This window comes from Flavobacterium ranwuense, from assembly GCF_004349315.1.
Classification (GTDB): domain Bacteria; phylum Bacteroidota; class Bacteroidia; order Flavobacteriales; family Flavobacteriaceae; genus Flavobacterium; species Flavobacterium ranwuense.
Map to the genome: position 1 here is coordinate 411,058 of NZ_SMLH01000001.1, position 17,695 is coordinate 428,752.

Sequence of the window (17,695 nt, forward strand, 5' to 3'; positions counted from 1 at the left end):
AAATTAAAAAATACTATCTTTACACATTAAACGTTTTAAGAACTTAAGTTGTGCTCGTCGCAACACTAGATATAAGATTATGGCATGTACAAGTTGTTCAACTTCTGATGGTGGTGCACCTAAGGGTTGTAAAAATAATGGGACTTGCGGCACCGATAGCTGCAATAAATTAACGGTTTTCGATTGGCTTTCTAATATGAGTTTACCTAATGGCGACGCCCCTTTTGACTGTGTTGAAGTACGTTTCAAAAACGGAAGAAAAGAATTTTACCGCAATACAGAGAAATTAACGTTAAGCATGGGCGACATCGTTGCTACTGTTGCTTCTCCGGGTCATGATATAGGAATTGTTACTTTGACAGGTGAGTTGGTTAAAATTCAAATGAAGAAAAAAGGAGCCAATTACTTGGGTAATGAAATTCCAAAAATTTATAGAAAAGCATCCCAAAAAGATATTGATATTTGGTCCGCCGCAAGAGATCGTGAAGAGCCGATGAAGGTTCGCGCACGTGAACTGGCTATTGCTCAAAAACTGGAAATGAAAATTTCTGATATTGAATTTCAAGGTGACGGATCAAAAGCTACATTTTATTATACCGCAAATGACCGTATTGACTTTCGTGCTTTAATTAAAGATTTTGCAAAAGAATTCAGCACCCGTATCGAAATGAAACAAGTAGGTTTCCGCCAGGAAGCAGCTCGTTTAGGCGGAATTGGTTCTTGCGGAAGAGAATTGTGCTGTTCTACTTGGCTGACGGATTTTAGAAGTGTAAACACCTCAGCGGCACGTTACCAACAACTGTCTTTGAACCCACAAAAACTGGCAGGACAATGCGGAAAATTAAAATGCTGCTTGAACTATGAGTTGGACACATACATGGATGCGTTGAAAGATTTCCCCGATTTTGAAACAAAATTGGTGACTGAAAAAGGAGATGCCATTTGCCAAAAACAAGATATTTTCAAAGGATTAATGTGGTTTGCGTACACCAATAATTTTGCTAACTGGCATGTTCTAAAAATTGAACAAGTCAAAGAAATTGTTGCCGAAAACAAACTAAAAAACAAAGTTTCTTCGTTAGAAGATTATGCTATCGAGCTAATCGTCGAGCCAGAGAAAAACTTCAATAATGCAATGGGTCAAGAAAGCTTAACTCGTTTTGACCAGCCAAAACCAAAGAAAAAAGCAAATAAAAAACGCAAACCAGCTGGTGAAAATGCAATTGTAGCAAATAACAACAAGCCCGCAAACAACAACAATATTAACCGTCAGAATTCAAATGACAAAAAGCCTGCGGAACCAAGAAAACCTATAATTATTACTAAAAATGTGGATAAAAAATAGCGCTTTACTTCTTATAGCTGTGATCCTCTTTTCTTCATGTGATAAAAAAAGAGTTTTTGATGAATATAAATCTGTAGGTAGTGCGTGGCACAAAGACAGCATTGTAACGTTCAATTTACCGGAATTAGACTCAACAAAACGATATAATTTATTTGTGAACTTGAGAGCGAATAACAATTATCAATACAATAATCTGTTTTTAATTGTGGCATTGGAATTACCAAATGGTTTTACAAAAGTGGACACGCTTGAATACCAAATGGCAGATCCGGACGGAACACTTTTAGGCGATGGATTTTCGGATATAAAAGAAAGCAAACTCTTTTATAAGGAAAATGTACGGTTCCGATCTAAATACAAAGTCTATATCAAACAAGCGGTTAGAGAAAACGGTAAAGTTCCCGGCGTAACGGCTTTAGACGGAATTACAGAAGTAGGTTTTAGAATAGAAAAAAAAGAATAAAATAGTATTATGGCTATCAAAAAAAATAACAATCCAGCAAGAGGTAATGTGAAAGACATTGCGCACTATCAAAAGAAATTTTGGAAAATCTTCTTTTATGGAATGGGCGCTGTCGGTTTGTTTTTCTTATTTGCTTCATGGGGAATTTTCGGTTCGATGCCTTCTTTTGAAGATTTAGAAAATCCAGATTCAAACTTAGCTACTGAAGTCATATCGGCTGACGGAGTGGTTTTAGGTAAGTATTTCGAAAAAAATAGGTCTCAATTACGGTATTCTGACTTGCCAAAAAACTTGGTACAAGCATTAATCGCAACTGAAGATGCTCGTTTTTATGAGCATTCCGGCATTGACGGAAGAGGAACTTTGAGAGCTATTTCCAGTTTAGGAACTAGCGGTGGTGCAAGTACATTAACACAGCAATTAGCCAAACAATTATTCCACGGAGAAGGATCTAAATTTCTGCCTTTTAGAATTGTACAAAAAATAAAAGAATGGATTATCGCTATTCGATTAGAAAGACAATACACTAAAAATGAAATCATTGCCATGTATTGCAACGTATATGATTTTGGTAATAATTCTGTTGGAGTAAGTTCAGCAGCAAAGACCTATTTTTCTAAAGAACCGAAAGATTTAACCATCAGTGAGTCGGCAATATTAGTCGGTATGTTTAAAAACTCTGGTTTATACAATCCTATTAGAAATCCACAAGGTGTAAAAAACCGCAGAAACGTGGTGCTTTTGCAAATGGAAAAAGGAAAAATCATTTCAAAAGAAGAGAAAGAAAGACTTCAAAGTTTACCGATTAAGTTAAACTTCAAATTAGAAACACATAAAGACGGGACAGCTACGTATTTCAGAGAATATTTGCGTGATTATATGAAAAAATGGGCCGAGGAAAATAAAAAACCGGATGGTTCAGATTATGACATCTACAAAGACGGTCTGAAAATTTACACCACCATTGACTCCAGAATGCAATTGCATGCTGAAGAAGCGGTTACTGCTCACATGGCAAACCTTCAAGAAGAGTTTTTTAGTCAATCTAAGGGTAATAAAAACGCTCCTTTTGTTAATATTTCTTCTGTAGAAACACAACGAATTCTTAATCAGGCAATGAAATCATCTAACCGGTGGGCTGTGATGAAATCAATGGATAAAAGCGATGAAGAAATTATAAAATCGTTCAGCGAAAAAACAGAAATGACCGTCTTCTCTTGGAAAGGAGATAAAGACACGATCATGACACCAATAGATTCTATTCGATATTACAAACACTTTTTGCAATCCGGATTGATGGCAATGGAACCACAAACCGGCAATATAAAAGCTTGGGTTGGCGGTATCAATTACAAATATTTTCAATACGATCACGTAGGACAAGGAGCCAGACAAGTAGGTTCGACTTTCAAACCATTTGTTTACGCAACTGCTATCGAGCAATTGAACATGTCTCCGTGTGACTCGATTATTGATGGACCATTTGTAATCAGAAAAGGACGTCATCATGTTACCGAAGATTGGGAACCTAGAAATTCTGATAACAAATACCGCGGAATGGTTACCTTAAAAAGAGGTTTGGCTAATTCCATAAATACAATATCTGCAAAATTAATTGATAAAGTTGGTCCGGAAGCAGTAATCGACTTAACCCACAAATTAGGCGTTAAATCCGAAATTGTAAACCAACCATCCATTGCTTTAGGAGCTGTTGAAATAACCGTTGAAGACATGGTTGCCGCTTACAGCACCTTTGCCAATCAAGGTGTTTATATGAAACCTCAATTTATATCAAAAATTGAAGACAAAAGCGGCGTTATCATCTACGAACCAATTCCTGAATCGCATGATGTTTTAAATAAAGACATCGCTTATGCAGTTATCAAGTTACTGGAAGGTGTAACCGAAGGTGGTTCTGGAGACCGTTTGCGCACCACCGGTGGCGGTAACGGCGACAATCGCTGGACCGGTTATCCTTATTCGTTTAAAAATCCCATTGCAGGAAAAACAGGTACTACTCAAAACCAATCTGATGGTTGGTTCATGGGAATGGTTCCTAATCTTGTAACTGGAGTTTGGGTAGGTTGCGAGGACCGTTCGGCACGTTTCAAGAGTATTACTTATGGTCAGGGAGCCACAGCCGCATTACCGGTTTGGGGTTATTTCATGAAACTGTGTTATGCTGATCCAGCCCTTAAAGTTTCTAAGGAAGGCTTTGAAAGACCTGCAAATCTTTCTATAAAAGTAGACTGTTATGTTCCTAAAAAAGTAATTGACACCACTGCGGTTGAACAGGATACCGAAGAATTTGAATTGTAAAATTCTTTTTAGGAGCTAATTCAGCTATCCGCTATATCTTTTAGTCTCATTAAAAAATGAGACTAAAAGGATGTCGCTTTTATCTGGGCTAGGGCGCTAGTTTTCAAAACAAAAATAACAGCAAACATGAAAAGAATACCCGTGTTTTTAACCCTGTTTTTATTGATAAATTTAAACATAAATTGTCAAACAAAAAACAAGCATTCTAAAAATAGTCAAGAAAAAGAAGTTGTAGTTCCTGAATTCAACAAAATTTTAGATAGCTTAAAAGTAAAAGGGGCAATTTTAATTTACGACGTTGCGAGTAAGACTTATTATTCCAACGATTTTTCTTGGGCAAAAACGGGATTTATTCCAGCATCGACATTCAAAATTCCAAACTCAATTATTGCACTCGAAACGGGAGTGGCAAAAAACGATTCCACTATTTTTAAATGGGATGGTGAAAAAAAATGGTCTAAAAACTGGGAAAAAGATTTAACCCTCAAAGAAGCCTATCACGTTTCTTGTGTGCCTTGTTATCAAGAAATAGCTCGAAAAATAGGATACGAAGGAATGAAAACTTATTTGAAAAAATTAAATTATACTGGGATGGTCTTTGATAATAATACCATCGATAATTTTTGGCTAGAAGGAGATTCAAAAATAACACAATTTCAACAAATAGCCTTTTTAAAAAGGCTCCACTTTTCAGAATTACCGATTTCAAAAAGAACGGAATCAATAGTCAAAAACATAATGATAATGGAGCAAACAAATGACTATGTTTTAAGAGCAAAAACAGGTTTGTCGGTAAAAAACGGAGTCGATAATGGCTGGTATGTTGGTTATTTTGTAGTAAAAAATAAAGTCTACTTTTTTGCTACAAATCTAGAGCCCAAAAAAGGCACTAATAGAGACGAATTTATATTGACTCGACTTAACGCAACAAAAGCAGCGTTCCAGAATCTTAAAATATTGAACTAAAACAACCTCTCAATTGTTTAAAATTAGAAGCTTATTATTATGATCAACAAAAAAGTAAACAACGTTAAGGATGCCCTTCAAGGAATTGAAAACGGGATGACCATCATGCTTGGCGGTTTTGGATTATGTGGTATTCCGGAAAATTCCATCGCCGAATTAGTAAAAAAAGAAACTACGGATTTAACCTGTATTTCAAACAACGCCGGTGTAGATGACTTCGGACTTGGATTGCTTTTGCAAAAGCGCCAAATCAAAAAAATGATTTCTTCTTATGTAGGTGAAAATGCGGAATTTGAACGCCAAATGCTATCTGGAGAACTAGATGTTGAACTTATTCCTCAAGGAACTTTAGCAGAGCGTTGTCGTGCAGCACAAGCAGGAATCCCCGCTTTTTTCACACCAGCCGGTTATGGAACTGAAGTAGCCGAAGGTAAAGAAGCACGCGAATTCAACGGAAAAATGCATGTTATGGAACACGCTTTCAAAGCTGATTTTGCCATTGTAAAAGCCTGGAAAGGCGATACTGCCGGAAACTTGATATTCAAAGGAACGGCAAGAAACTTCAACCCGTGTATGGCTGGAGCAGCAAAAACAACTGTTGCCGAAGTAGAAGAATTAGTTGAAGCCGGAACTTTAGATCCAAATCAGATTCACATTCCTGGGATATTCGTTCAACGCATCTTTCAAGGAGAGCAATACGAAAAGAGAATTGAACAGAGAACCGTAAGAGAAAGAAAATAGACAATAGACAAATAGATAATAGAAATAGCGCTTTATTTATTAAACTTAATAAACCTTAATTTCTTAATGGTTTAAAAATTCTAAAACAGTTTTATTTATGTTAGACAAAATAGGAATTGCAAAACGAATTGCACAAGAACTTAAAGACCGTTATTTCGTGAATCTCGGAATCGGAATTCCAACATTAGTGGCAAATTATATCCCAAAAGGAATTGACGTTGAATTTCAAAGCGAAAACGGCGTTCTTGGCATGGGACCTTTCCCTTTTGAAGGAGAAGAAGATGCTGACATTATCAATGCCGGAAAACAAACGATTACCACCTTACCGGGCGCATCCTTTTTTGACTCGGCTTTGAGTTTCGGAATGATTCGAGGACAACATGTTGACTTAACAATTCTTGGTGCTATGGAAGTGGCCGAAAACGGTGATATTGCCAACTGGAAAATCCCTGGCAAAATGGTCAAAGGAATGGGTGGCGCAATGGATTTAGTGGCTTCAGCCGAAAACATTATCGTTGCCATGATGCATGTTAACAAAGCCGGCGAATCTAAAATTCTAAAAAGATGTACGCTCCCGTTAACCGGCGTGGGTTGCGTTAAAAAAGTAGTAACAGAACTGGCCGTTTTAGAAGTGACACCAAAAGGTTTTAAACTTTTAGAACGCGCACCGGGTGTAACCGTTGAATATATAATCGCTTCTACAGAAGCTGATTTAATTATTGAGGGTGAAATTCCTGAAATGGTTATCGACTAAACATTTTCGGTTCTGAATCGATTGAAGAAATAGGCTGTCCAAATGGACAGCCTATTTTGTTTGTTTTACATTCCTTAAAAAAATAAAACCAGGAAAAAACATCTCATCTTTTGTTAAAAAAAAACAAAGTTAAAACCCATAAAAATTAAATTACAAGTTATTTTTTTAATTAAAACGTCATTTATTTTTTAATCCTGTACTCCAGCTGTCATTGAGTTTATTTCGATTTTTTATATAAAATTGCACAAAAAAATCAAAATAAATTAAAAAAATATAACTTTTTAATGATTTTATGTTAAATTTGAAAACCCAAATTTTAATAAATAATTAACACTTAACCAAAACAAATGAAAACAAAATTACTCGGAAAAATTGCTCTCTTTGCTTCCGTTTCTTTTCTGGCATTGGAAACAACTGCTCAAGAAACTGACAAAAATGTAAAGCAAAAAATCACAGATGAAAAAGGAAAACCTACTTTAATCCTTTTTAGTGACAAGTCTACCTACAAGACTACAGATTCTCAAAAAGTACTAAAAGAACAATTAGGACTGAAAGAAAATTCCAATTTTTCAAAAGTTAAAACTGAAACAGATGAATTAGGTTTTCTGCATGAAAAATTTCAACTATTCCATAAAGGATTAAAAGTAGAATTTTCAACGTACTCGTTGCATTCAAAAAAGTCAAAATTGGAATCGATGAATGGTGAGTTTTACCAACTTGAAGACATCAGTACCAACCCTGTTTTAACAAAAGAACAAGCTCTTAATAAAGCAATTTATCAAATTGGAGCTAAAGAATATCTTTGGGAAACACCAACAGAAGCAACCGCAATTAACTACAAAAAACCTTCTGGTGAATTGGTTTTACTTCCAATGATGGATGACGAGAAGTCTGGTAAAAAAAACAACGACATTCGACTAACCTATAAATTTGACATTTATGCCACAAATCCCGTAAGTCGTGGTGATGTATATGTTGACGCCATAACTGGAGAAACATTATTCTATAATGCTACCATTAAACACCTAGGCGAATACAGTCATGGAAACCATAACCTAGCTGAAAAATCAGATGAAAAAATAGAAAAGTCACTATTTGTTGCCGCAAATGCAGCAACTCGCTACAGCAGCGCACAAACCATTCAAACATTATTGAGCGGTTCATCTTATATTCTTTCTGACAATACGCGTGGTAATGGAATAAACACTTTCAACATGAAAAAAGGAACCAGCTACACAGCAGCGGTTAACTTTACAGATGTTGATAATAACTGGACTTCAGCTGAATTTGACAATACAAACAAAGATAACGGCGCTCTTGATGCACATTGGGGTGCAGAAAAAACATACGACTACTTTTCTACCAAACATTCAAGAAACAGTTATGATAATGCAGGAGCCATCATAAAAAGTTATGTCCATTTTGATAATGCGTATGATAATGCATACTGGAATGGAAGTGTAATGACGTATGGTGACGGAAGCGGAACGTACTTTGATATTCTAACTTCTTTGGACGTAGCAGCACATGAAATAGGACATGCAGTATGTGAGAAAACAGCAAATCTGGCTTATCAAAGAGAATCAGGAGCCATGAACGAAGGATTTTCTGATATCTGGGGCGCTTGTGTTGAATATTTTGCAGCACCTACAAAGTCAACGTGGTTAATTGGTGAAGATATTGAAAGAAGAGCTGGTAAAACAGCTTTGCGTTCAATGAGTAATCCAAAATTAGAAGGACAACCAGACACGTATGGCGGAACAAACTGGAAAGTTATTAATTGTGGCACACCAACTCAAACTAATGATTATTGTGGGGTTCATACCAATAGTGGGGTTTTAAACCATTGGTTTTATATTTTATCCGTTGGAAAAACAGGTACAAATGATATTGGAAGTTCATACAATGTTACAGGAATTACAATCGATAAAGCAGCTAAAATTGCCTACAGACTAGAAAGCGTTTACTTATCTGCTAACTCTACTTTTGCGAATGCGAGAACATTTGGAATTCAATCAGCTGTTGAGTTATATGGAGCCGGTTCTGCCGAAGTCATCGCCACTACAAATGCATTTTACGCAGTAGGTGTTGGAGCCGCTTATTCAGGTTCAACCGATACCGTTGCACCAACAGCCCCGGCTAGTTTAGCTGCCGCAGGAACGACTTCATCTTCAACAAATTTATCATGGTCTGCTGCTACAGATAATGTAGCTGTTACCGGATATACTATTTATAACGGAGCAACTTTGGTGACAACCGTAACAGGATTGACTTACTCCGTAACAGGATTAACAGCCAGCACTGCTTATACTTTCACAGTAAAAGCAAAAGATGCTGCCGGAAATTTATCAGCTGCAAGTAATGCCGTTGCCGTAACTACCAGCGCAGCTACAGCAACGTATTGTGCTTCAAAAGGAAATAGTGTAGCTGATGAATATATCAGCAGAGTACAATTGGGAACTATCAACAACACTTCAACAGGAGGAACAGGTTATGGCGATTTCACAGCTATTACAACAAATCTAACAAAAGGAAGTGCTACTACTATTACCATTACACCAACATGGACAGGAACTGCTTATGCAGAAGGATATGCCGTTTGGATTGATTTAAACGGAGATAAAGATTTTGCAGATGCAGGTGAATTAGTTTGGAGTAAAACTGCTTCGACCACTACTCCGGCTACTGGTTCATTTACTGTACCAACAACCGCTGTTACAGGTTCTACAAGAATGAGAGTTTCTATGAAATATAACGGAGTTCCTACTTCTTGTGAAGAGATATCGTATGGAGAAGTAGAAGATTATACTGTTAATCTTGTTACCGCAACTGTCGATACACAAGCACCTACAGCTCCAACAAGCCTCGCTTCTTCAGGAACTTCATCTACAGCAACAACTCTTTCGTGGACTGCTTCTACAGATAATGTAGGTGTAACAGGATACGATGTGTACCAAGGCGCAACATTAAAAGCATCTGTTACAGGAACCACTTACGCAGTTTCAGGATTAACAGCCAGTACAGCTTATACATTTTCTGTAAAAGCAAAAGATGCAGCCGGAAACATCTCTGCTTCCAGCAATGTGGTAAATGTAACTACATCAGGAACTGCCCTTACCTATTGTGCATCTAAAGGAAACAGCGTAGCTGATGAGTATATCGATTATGTTTCAATTGGAGGAATTGCAAATACAACAGCGGGAAATGCAGGATATGGTAACTTTACCTCTCTAGTTGGTAATCTACCTTATGGTTCCAATACAATCCTATTTAGCGCTGGATTTAGTGGCACAGCTTATACTGAATTCTGGAAAGTTTGGATTGATTACAACCAAAATGGTACTTTTGAATCTACTGAAGAAATGGTATCTGGATCTTCTTCCAGCAGTGCAAATCTATCGGGTACTTTCACAGTTCCTACATCAGCTTTGGCGGGACCAACTCGCATGAGAGTTTCAATGAAATACAATGCTGTACAAACGGCTTGTGAAACTTTCTCTTACGGTGAAGTAGAAGATTATACCGTTATTATTGGCGGAACTGCAATTAGCGGCTTAACTACTGTTAAAAACCCTAATGCTAAGATTGTGAATGAATTAGGAAACGAAAATTCAATTTCTGATTTCTCAATGTATCCAAACCCTACCAACAGCATTCTAAATATTAGAATGGCCGACAGTAGAAATAGTTCTTACAAAGTGTATAACTTTCTGGGTCAACAGGTTGATGCAGGTAAAGTTTCTGAAAACGGAATAAATGTTAGTAAATTAGTATCCGGAGTTTATATCCTAGAAGTTAGTGACGGTCAAAAAACTGAAGCTAAGAAATTCATTAAAAACTAATACGTTCCAACCAAAAGAAAAGCCTCACAATATTGTGAGGCTTTTTTATTTTATACCTAATCTTAAATTCCGAATGAAATCTAACTTAAACTACTCGTATTCTTAAAAAAACCAAGTCGCAACAAAAATAGCCGTAATCACACAAATCAAATCGACTATAAGCATCGTTCCCAGGGCATACCGCGTGTTTTTAATATTTACGGAACCAAAATAAACGGCTATCACATAAAACGTACTTTCGGCACTGCATTGAAAAATGCTACTCAATCTTGCTGTTAAGGAATCGGCCCCAAAAGTATTCATCGAGTCAATCAAAAATCCTCTTGATCCGGCAGAACTAAAGGGACGAAGTAAGGCAACTGGTAAAGCATCCGTAATTTGCTTGCTTACTCCCATATTAGAAAAAATAAAAGCGATCCAATTGCTAATAATTTCAAATAAGCCACTGTTTCTAAATAAAGAAATGGCAACCAGCATGCCCAATACATAAGGAAAAATAGTCACTCCTGTTTTTACACCGTTATTGGCTCCTACTACAAAGGTCTCAAAAACGGTTGTGGATGCTTCTGTAAATTTCTTCTCATGAATAAATGAAAAGATCAAGGTAAAAGCGATAATTCCAATTAATATTAAAGCGGAAAGATTAGATGTAAAATAGTTTTTTCCGATTAAGTCTAAATGATTTACATACATCAACAAACCAATAATTCCGGCTATTAATGTTATCAATACGATAACCAAAGAAGCACTTTTGAAATTGATTTTTTGTTTAACTCCAACAATTAAAAAGGCAGCAATCGTACCGATAAAAGAAGTGATAATACAAGGCAACATCACATCCGCAGGATTGCTTGCATTTGCAGCTGCACGGTATCCTATAATAGATGTAGCGATCAAAGTAAGGCCCGAAGCATGCAAACACATGAACATAATTTGTGCATCACTAGCCTTGTCTTTATCTGGATTTATTTCTTGTAAACTCTCCATGGCTTTTAAACCAAAAGGAGTTGCAGCAGAATCTAATCCTAAGAAATTGGCAGCAAAATTTAAGGTCATATAGGATATCGACGGATGGTTTTTGGGGATACTGGGAAACACTTTTACAAAAACAGGACTCAATGCTTTAGCCAGCTTTCCTGAGGCACCAGAAATGATTAAAAGTTCCATCAATCCACAGAAAAAAGCCAAATAAGCAATAAGCGGAAGGATTAAATCTAGCAAAGTGCTTTTACAAGTTGGCAATAAACCATCTGATTTTTGAACACCACTATATATTTTTACGGTTTTGTTTTTATAAACATAAGTCGTGTCAGCATTTAGCTTATCATGATCGATAATCATGGTTTGTTCTGGTGCTTTTTTGATGCTGTCTTTAATAAAGGCAGGAAGTTGCTCTGCAAATTTCTCCGAAATCAGAATTGGATCATCTTTCTTTCCGTTCAAAACGTGATCAATAGTATAATTGTCTCCAGAAAACAAACTAAACACTACAAATACAATTGCTGAAATAAAAATGACCAACCAAAATCTACTCAATACCATAATCTATAATTTTTGTAAATGTAATTATTTAAGCATACAAAGCACAAAAAATTCAAACACAGATTGCACGGATTAACCCAGATTAAATTTGTGTAAATCTGCGCAATCTGCGTTCCTTCATCTATACATGAATAATCTCGTCCTCAATCAATAAATCTTCTCTACGTAATCTCAAGAAAATCTGTGCTACGGCAATGGTGTCTTTTTCACAATAGGTTACAATGCGGTCAATGTCTTTGTCTACATAAAATACATGTCCCACCTGACTGCCGTCGATGTCGCCTTTTGGAGAAGGAATACCAAGGACTTTACACATTAATTTCAAAGACGTATAGTGTTTGTAATCGCCAAATTTCCATAATTCTAAGGTATCCAAATGTGGAATTTCCCATGGTTTTTTTCCAAATAAATTCAGTTTGTTCGGAATGGCAATTTGGTTAATAATCATGCGTCTGGCAAGGAACGGTATATCGAATTCCTTGGCATTGTGCCCACACAAAACATGTTGAGGCTGATTGAAATGAGTGTTCAGCAAATTATTAAAATCCAACAATATTTTCTTTTCTTCTCCAAAGAATGAAGTCACCCGAAAATTGCGAATATCGCCTTTAATCGTAAAATAACCCACCGATATACAAACAATTTTTCCAAACTCGGCCCAAATTCCTGCCCGGTCATAAAAATCCTCGGGAGTGTATTCGTCTTTGCGTTGGTACTGCGTTTTGTGTTCCCAAAGGTCTTTCATTTCGGCATCCAAAGCACTGAAATCTTCGGCTTCCGGAACGGTTTCTATATCGAGGAACAGAATGTTATTGAGGTTTATTTTTTCTATCATTAGCTAGATTTGTTAGATTTTTTGACTTCTTAGATCTTAGATTGAATACAAAACCTAAATTAGTAGACTTGATCGATTTTTTTGAATCTATGGCAATCTAAATTTCTAACAATCAAAGAAATCTAATGTGTCTAACCCTCTAAAAATCTAAGAAGTCTATTTTTAAAATAGACTTTGTTGTGTCGTTGGATTCTCATGTTCTAACAACCATTTTTTTCGCCACAATCCTCCTGCATATCCGGTGAGCGATCCATCTGTTCCAATAACTCTGTGACAGGGAACAACAATCCAAAGCGGGTTTTTCCCGTTGGCAGAAGCGACAGCCCGAATGGCTTTGACATCACCCAAAATTTTGGATTGTTCGAGATATGTTCTGGTTTTTCCATATGGAATATCCAATAATGCTTTCCAGACTTTTTGTTGGAAAGCTGTTCCTTTAGGATTAAGTGCAAAATCGAAATCCGTTCGCTTTCCCTCGAAATAGCCAGTGAGTTGTGAGACAGCTTCTTGCAAAACTGCAGGAATTGTGCTTGAAACTGTTCCTTCTTCGGCAACTGAAATTACGGATATCCCATTTTCATCGCCTATGATTGTGGCAATTCCTAAAGGCGTTTTGATGTATGCTGTTTCCATATTTTAAAGATAAAAAAAATACCCACATTGTCCTAAAGAAGTAACAAAGTTCAGAAATAAATACGCTAAAAACGTTTTGAACATAAAAAGAACCATTCGCAGAGAAGAATGGTTCTTGTATGTTAGCCCCGATAGCAGCGGCATCCTTTATGTTTTTCCTTTAAAAACATAAAGATATAGCGTAGAGCGGGATTAGCTCCTGAAAATGCCAGGATTATTTCAAATTAGAATACACATACGCTTCTAAGGCTTTCAATTCGTCATCTGACATGGCTTTGGTAACTACGAAGTTTGTTTTCATCACTTCATATTGACTTGGGTCAACAATAGGCTCGCTTTCCCCTTTTAAAAACGTTACGATACTTGCGTTTTTATCTTTATAAATTTTTGCAATATCCTGTATACTTGGCCCTATCACTTTCTTGTCTACTTGATGACAGGCAAAACAATTTCCTTTTCCTTTGAAAATTTCGGCTCCCAATTCCTCTGGAATTTGGGCAACCTCCTCGGTAGAAGTTGGGTATAAAGGTTCTTTTTTGACCTCTTCTTTTTTACAAGAAGCTACCGCTAAAACGGCTAATAAAAATAGCGTCTTTCTCATGTTAATTTCTTTAATTGTAGGCGTCTCAATGACTAAAAATTACCAGCCGATATATTTGGGTGGCTGAATTTGATTCAGATTCAAATATACTAAAATTTGTGCTCTGTGATGGGTAACGTGGTCTTGCATCAAATTAAGTATTTGTAATTTTGATTTTGGACCGGCAAAAAAGTCTACTTTTTGGGATAATTCAACATCCTTCGTTTTTTGTACAAATGTCTTTGCTGTATCAAAAGAGGCTTCTATTTCTTGAATTATTTGCGCTTTTGAAAGTCCTTTTGCTGCTTCTTTTTTCACATATTTCTCTTCAGAAAAATGAGTTGTGCTCAACCATTTCATGTTGTCTTGTATGTGAAATAATTGTTCTCTAAAGGACATTTCTTGCGCTGTAGGCTTGTAATCATACTTATCCTCTGGCATGGCTTGTGCAACAGCTATTAAATAATCTTTGGAATTATCCCACTTTTCGATGAAAGTGGAAACTACCTCAACTTGTGCAAAAATGCTGCTTGAAAGCAACAAAACAGTTATTATTAAATATTTTTTCATTTTCTATTTGTTTAAAAGTATCGCCGCTTCTTTGGCAAAATAAGTTGAAATCAAACTTGCCCCTGCTCTTTTGATACACATTAATTGTTCCATCATAATTTTATCATGATCGAGCCAGCCTCTTTCGGCAGCGGCTTTAATCATCGCATATTCCCCCGAAACATGATAAACCGTAACGGGAACATTTACCGCATTTTTAACTTCACGAACGATGTCTAAATAGGCAATGCCGGGTTTTACCATGACCATATCGGCACCTTCTTCCACGTCCCACAACGCTTCTTTGATGGCTTCAATGCGATTGGCATAATCCATTTGGTATGTTTTTTTGTCTTTTGGAATTTCAGTCGCATCAACAGGAGCGCTATCTAAAGCGTCACGAAACGGTCCGTAAAAAGCAGATGCGTATTTTGCAGAATAACTCATGATGCCTACATTATGAAAACCCACAGCGTCAAGACCTTCACGCAAACGCAATACACGTCCATCCATCATGTCCGATGGCGCTACAAAATCGGCACCTGCTTGCGCATGAGAAACGGCCATTTTTACCAAGGCGTCCACAGTCGAATCATTTTCTACATCGCCATTTCCAATTATTCCGTCATGACCATAAATGGAATACGGATCCAAAGCTACATCAGGCATTACAATCATTTCGGGACAAGCGGCTTTGATGGCACGAATGGCATTTTGCATTAATCCATCTTGATTCCAAGCTTCTTTTCCTGTATTGTCTTTTAAATTCTCACTTACTTTTACATAAATATTCACCGCACGAATGCCTAAATCGAATAATTCATGAATTTCTTTTACCGTCAAATCAATCGAACGACGAAATATGCCTGGCATGGAGGGGATTTCCACTTGTACATTTTCGCCTTCAGCAATAAACATAGGAAACATGAAATCACTTGGACTTAAACTGGTTTCACGAACTAAGCTTCTGATGGATTCGTTCGTTCTTAATCTTCTGCCTCTGTGTAATGGGAACATATATTTTCGTTTAAAGTTAAACTTTAATTTGTTTTTTAAACCATTAAGAAATTAAGGTTCATTAAGATTTAAAACTTAATCTTCCTTAATTTCTTAATGGTTAAACTATTTAAATCCAATTTTTTGGATTTTCTAATACGTTTACTAATTTTTCTTCTTCGCTTCCTGCTTCTGCGTGATGATCGTAAACCCATTGCACATGTGGTGGTAAACTCATCAAAATACTTTCGATTCTTCCGTTGGTTTTTAGACCAAATAAAGTGCCTTTATCGTGAACTAAATTGAACTCTACGTAACGACCGCGGCGAATCTCCTGCCACATTCTTTGTTCTGGAGTATACGGTAAATCTTTTCTTTTTTCAACAATGGGAACATACGCTTGCAGAAAACTATTACCAACTTCGGTTACAAAGTTGTACCAATCTTGCATTGACATTGTATCTGTTGCTTTGCAATAATCGAAAAACAATCCGCCAATTCCACGCGCTTCATTCCTGTGAGCGTTCCAGAAATAGGCATCACATTGTTTTTTGTATTTGGGATAAAATTCTGAATTATGTTTGTCGCAGGCCGTTTTACAGGTTTGATGAAAATGAATCGCATCTTCTTCAAACAGATAATAGGGTGTTAAATCCTGTCCGCCACCAAACCATTGCTGGATTACGTTTCCATTGTCATCGTACATTTCGAAATAACGCCAGTTCGCGTGAACTGTTGGTGTCATTGGATTTTTTGGGTGCAAAACCAAACTTAATCCGCAGGCAAAAAAATCAGCTTCACCTACATTGAACATCTTTTGCATGGCTTCGGGTAATTTCCCGTGTACTGCCGAAATATTCACTCCGCCTTTTTCGAAAACGGTTCCATTTTCTATCACGCGGGTTCTTCCGCCACCACCTTCCGGACGTTCCCAAAGATCTTCACGGAATTTGGCTTGACCTTCAATTGCTTCCAATCCTTTACAGATTTGATCTTGAAGGTTTTGTATGTAAGAATAAAATTGTTCTTTCATTATAAATTAGTTTTCAGCAGCAGTTTTTCAATTCCAAAAATGGAAAGTAAAAACTGTGACTGTGACTGACTACTGATTGTATTCCTTCACTGCATCAATGAACGCTTTCGCGTGATCAACAGGAATATTCGGTAAAATTCCGTGACCTAAATTCACGATGTATTTATCTTTCCCGAATTCGTCAATCATTTCGTGTACCATTTTCTTAATCACCGGAATTGGAGACAACAATCTTGATGGATCAAAATTTCCTTGTAAAGTAATATTTCCACCAGACAAGTATCGTGCATTTCTTGGAGAACAAGTCCAGTCAACTCCTAATGCTGATGCTCTACTTTTCCCCATTTCACCCAATGCAAACCAACATCCTTTTCCAAAAACAATCACCGGAGCATCATCAGCTAATGCTTCAATGATTTGGTTGATGTATTTCCATGAGAATTCTTGATAATCCACTGGCGAAAGCATTCCACCCCAAGAGTCAAAAATTTGAACGGCGTTTACTCCCGCTTTTACTTTTTCTTTCAAATATAAAATAGTGGTATCCGTGATTTTTTGCAATAAAACGTGCGCTGCTTCTGGGTGTTGGAAACAAAATCCTTTGGCCATATCAAAACTTTTAGAACCTTTCCCTTCCACTGCATAACACATAATTGTCCAAGGAGAACCTGCGAAACCGATTAACGGCACCTCATCATTCAGCATTTCTTTGGTCAATTTGATAGCGTCAAAAACGTATCCTAATGTTTCATTTACATCTGGAACGATTACTTTTTCTACATCTTGAATCGTACGAATAGGATTTGGTAAAAACGGACCAAAATTTTCTTTCATCAACACTTCAATTCCCATAGCCTGTGGAATTACCAAAATATCCGAAAACAAAATCGCAGCATCCGGAGCAATTCTTCGTATTGGTTGTACGGTGATTTCAGCAGCTAATTCGGGCGTTTGACAACGGGTGAAAAAATCATATTTATCACGCAAAGCGATGAATTCCGGTAAATATCTTCCCGCTTGACGCATCATCCAAACTGGTGGACGTTGTACTGTTTCTCCTTTTAGTGCTCTTAAAAATAGGTCGTTCTTAATCATGT

General features: G+C 36.8%; 15 protein-coding genes. 7 read left to right on the plus strand and 8 right to left on the minus strand.

Translation table 11 applies throughout. From position 1 onward, the window contains the following. The first annotated feature begins 79 nt into the window (after nucleotides 1-79). The 7 genes from E0I61_RS01740 (at nucleotide 80) to E0I61_RS01770 (ending at nucleotide 10,430) form a co-directional block, all read left to right on the plus strand. The gene (locus tag E0I61_RS01740; RefSeq protein ID WP_132068980.1) at nucleotides 80-1,345 is read left to right on the plus strand and encodes a PSP1 domain-containing protein; all 1,266 of its coding nucleotides are present in this window, start codon (nucleotides 80-82) and stop codon (nucleotides 1,343-1,345) included. Further along, entirely contained in the window at nucleotides 1,329-1,808 is a 480-nt protein-coding gene (locus E0I61_RS01745) for a gliding motility lipoprotein GldH (protein ID WP_132068982.1), read from the plus strand. Before E0I61_RS01740 ends, E0I61_RS01745 begins: the two co-directional genes overlap by 17 nt. Nucleotides 1,809-1,817: 9 nt before the next feature. Further along, nucleotides 1,818-4,127, plus strand: a complete 2,310-nt coding sequence (locus E0I61_RS01750; RefSeq protein ID WP_132068984.1) for a penicillin-binding protein 1A — start codon at nucleotides 1,818-1,820, stop codon at nucleotides 4,125-4,127. 126 nt (nucleotides 4,128-4,253) lie between these two features. After that, complete coding sequence (gene blaOXA, locus E0I61_RS01755) at nucleotides 4,254-5,093, plus strand: class D beta-lactamase (RefSeq protein ID WP_132068986.1); 840 nt, start codon at nucleotides 4,254-4,256, stop codon at nucleotides 5,091-5,093. Between the two features lie 39 nt (nucleotides 5,094-5,132). Then, nucleotides 5,133-5,834: a CoA transferase subunit A gene (locus E0I61_RS01760; RefSeq protein WP_132068988.1), complete on the plus strand. Its 702-nt coding sequence runs from the start codon at nucleotides 5,133-5,135 to the stop codon at nucleotides 5,832-5,834. A 97-nt stretch (nucleotides 5,835-5,931) separates the two neighbouring features. Continuing rightward, nucleotides 5,932-6,588 carry a CoA transferase subunit B gene (locus E0I61_RS01765; RefSeq protein WP_131990925.1) on the plus strand — a complete coding sequence of 219 codons (657 nt, stop codon included), beginning with the start codon at nucleotides 5,932-5,934 and terminating at the stop codon, nucleotides 6,586-6,588. Nucleotides 6,589-6,935: 347 nt separating this feature from the next. After that, nucleotides 6,936-10,430 (plus strand): M4 family metallopeptidase, encoded by a 3,495-nt coding sequence (locus tag E0I61_RS01770; RefSeq protein WP_132068990.1) that lies wholly within the window; start codon nucleotides 6,936-6,938, stop codon nucleotides 10,428-10,430. A gap of 102 nt (nucleotides 10,431-10,532) precedes the next feature. On the opposite strand, the gene E0I61_RS01775 is transcribed toward E0I61_RS01770, so the two are convergent. The 8 genes from E0I61_RS01775 to hemE form a co-directional block, all read right to left on the minus strand. Next, a complete protein-coding gene (locus E0I61_RS01775) occupies nucleotides 10,533-11,972 on the minus strand; it encodes a nucleoside recognition domain-containing protein (protein ID WP_132068992.1) in 1,440 nt (479 codons plus the stop codon). A gap of 121 nt (nucleotides 11,973-12,093) precedes the next feature. Next, a complete protein-coding gene (locus E0I61_RS01780; protein WP_132068994.1) occupies nucleotides 12,094-12,807 on the minus strand; it encodes a 3'-5' exonuclease in 714 nt (237 codons plus the stop codon). A gap of 162 nt (nucleotides 12,808-12,969) precedes the next feature. Beyond that, complete coding sequence (locus tag E0I61_RS01785; RefSeq protein WP_132068996.1) at nucleotides 12,970-13,440, minus strand: methylated-DNA--[protein]-cysteine S-methyltransferase; 471 nt, start codon at nucleotides 13,438-13,440, stop codon at nucleotides 12,970-12,972. Nucleotides 13,441-13,654: 214 nt separating this feature from the next. Beyond that, the gene (locus tag E0I61_RS01790; protein ID WP_132068998.1) at nucleotides 13,655-14,041 is read right to left on the minus strand and encodes a c-type cytochrome; all 387 of its coding nucleotides are present in this window, start codon (nucleotides 14,039-14,041) and stop codon (nucleotides 13,655-13,657) included. Nucleotides 14,042-14,080: 39 nt separating this feature from the next. Beyond that, on the minus strand, nucleotides 14,081-14,590 hold the full coding sequence (locus E0I61_RS01795; RefSeq protein ID WP_132069000.1) for a DinB family protein: 510 nt from the start codon (nucleotides 14,588-14,590) through the stop codon (nucleotides 14,081-14,083). Between the two features lie 3 nt (nucleotides 14,591-14,593). After that, nucleotides 14,594-15,586: a porphobilinogen synthase gene (gene hemB / locus E0I61_RS01800; RefSeq protein ID WP_132069002.1), complete on the minus strand. Its 993-nt coding sequence runs from the start codon at nucleotides 15,584-15,586 to the stop codon at nucleotides 14,594-14,596. 109 nt (nucleotides 15,587-15,695) lie between these two features. After that, the gene (hemF, locus tag E0I61_RS01805) at nucleotides 15,696-16,598 is read right to left on the minus strand and encodes an oxygen-dependent coproporphyrinogen oxidase (RefSeq protein WP_132069004.1); all 903 of its coding nucleotides are present in this window, start codon (nucleotides 16,596-16,598) and stop codon (nucleotides 15,696-15,698) included. A gap of 69 nt (nucleotides 16,599-16,667) precedes the next feature. Then, on the minus strand, nucleotides 16,668-17,693 hold the full coding sequence (hemE, locus tag E0I61_RS01810; protein ID WP_039108302.1) for a uroporphyrinogen decarboxylase: 1,026 nt from the start codon (nucleotides 17,691-17,693) through the stop codon (nucleotides 16,668-16,670). Between the last annotated feature and the right edge of the window lie 2 nt (nucleotides 17,694-17,695).

Excerpts from the sequence above, each read along its gene's own strand:
- E0I61_RS01795 (WP_132069000.1), bottom strand. The coding sequence starts at position 14,590 with ATGAAAAAATATTTAATAATAACTGTTTTGTTGCTTTCAAGCAGCATT.
- E0I61_RS01775 (WP_132068992.1), bottom strand. The coding sequence starts at position 11,972 with ATGGTATTGAGTAGATTTTGGTTGGTCATTTTTATTTCAGCAATTGTA.
- E0I61_RS01740 (WP_132068980.1), top strand. The coding sequence starts at position 80 with ATGGCATGTACAAGTTGTTCAACTTCTGATGGTGGTGCACCTAAGGGT.
- hemE (WP_039108302.1), bottom strand. The coding sequence starts at position 17,693 with ATGATTAAGAACGACCTATTTTTAAGAGCACTAAAAGGAGAAACAGTA.
- E0I61_RS01770 (WP_132068990.1), top strand. The coding sequence starts at position 6,936 with ATGAAAACAAAATTACTCGGAAAAATTGCTCTCTTTGCTTCCGTTTCT.
- E0I61_RS01750 (WP_132068984.1), top strand. The coding sequence starts at position 1,818 with ATGGCTATCAAAAAAAATAACAATCCAGCAAGAGGTAATGTGAAAGAC.
- E0I61_RS01790 (WP_132068998.1), bottom strand. The coding sequence starts at position 14,041 with ATGAGAAAGACGCTATTTTTATTAGCCGTTTTAGCGGTAGCTTCTTGT.
- E0I61_RS01765 (WP_131990925.1), top strand. The coding sequence starts at position 5,932 with ATGTTAGACAAAATAGGAATTGCAAAACGAATTGCACAAGAACTTAAA.
- blaOXA (WP_132068986.1), top strand. The coding sequence starts at position 4,254 with ATGAAAAGAATACCCGTGTTTTTAACCCTGTTTTTATTGATAAATTTA.
- hemB (WP_132069002.1), bottom strand. The coding sequence starts at position 15,586 with ATGTTCCCATTACACAGAGGCAGAAGATTAAGAACGAACGAATCCATC.
- E0I61_RS01760 (WP_132068988.1), top strand. The coding sequence starts at position 5,133 with ATGATCAACAAAAAAGTAAACAACGTTAAGGATGCCCTTCAAGGAATT.
- hemF (WP_132069004.1), bottom strand. The coding sequence starts at position 16,598 with ATGAAAGAACAATTTTATTCTTACATACAAAACCTTCAAGATCAAATC.
- E0I61_RS01780 (WP_132068994.1), bottom strand. The coding sequence starts at position 12,807 with ATGATAGAAAAAATAAACCTCAATAACATTCTGTTCCTCGATATAGAA.
- E0I61_RS01745 (WP_132068982.1), top strand. The coding sequence starts at position 1,329 with ATGTGGATAAAAAATAGCGCTTTACTTCTTATAGCTGTGATCCTCTTT.
- E0I61_RS01785 (WP_132068996.1), bottom strand. The coding sequence starts at position 13,440 with ATGGAAACAGCATACATCAAAACGCCTTTAGGAATTGCCACAATCATA.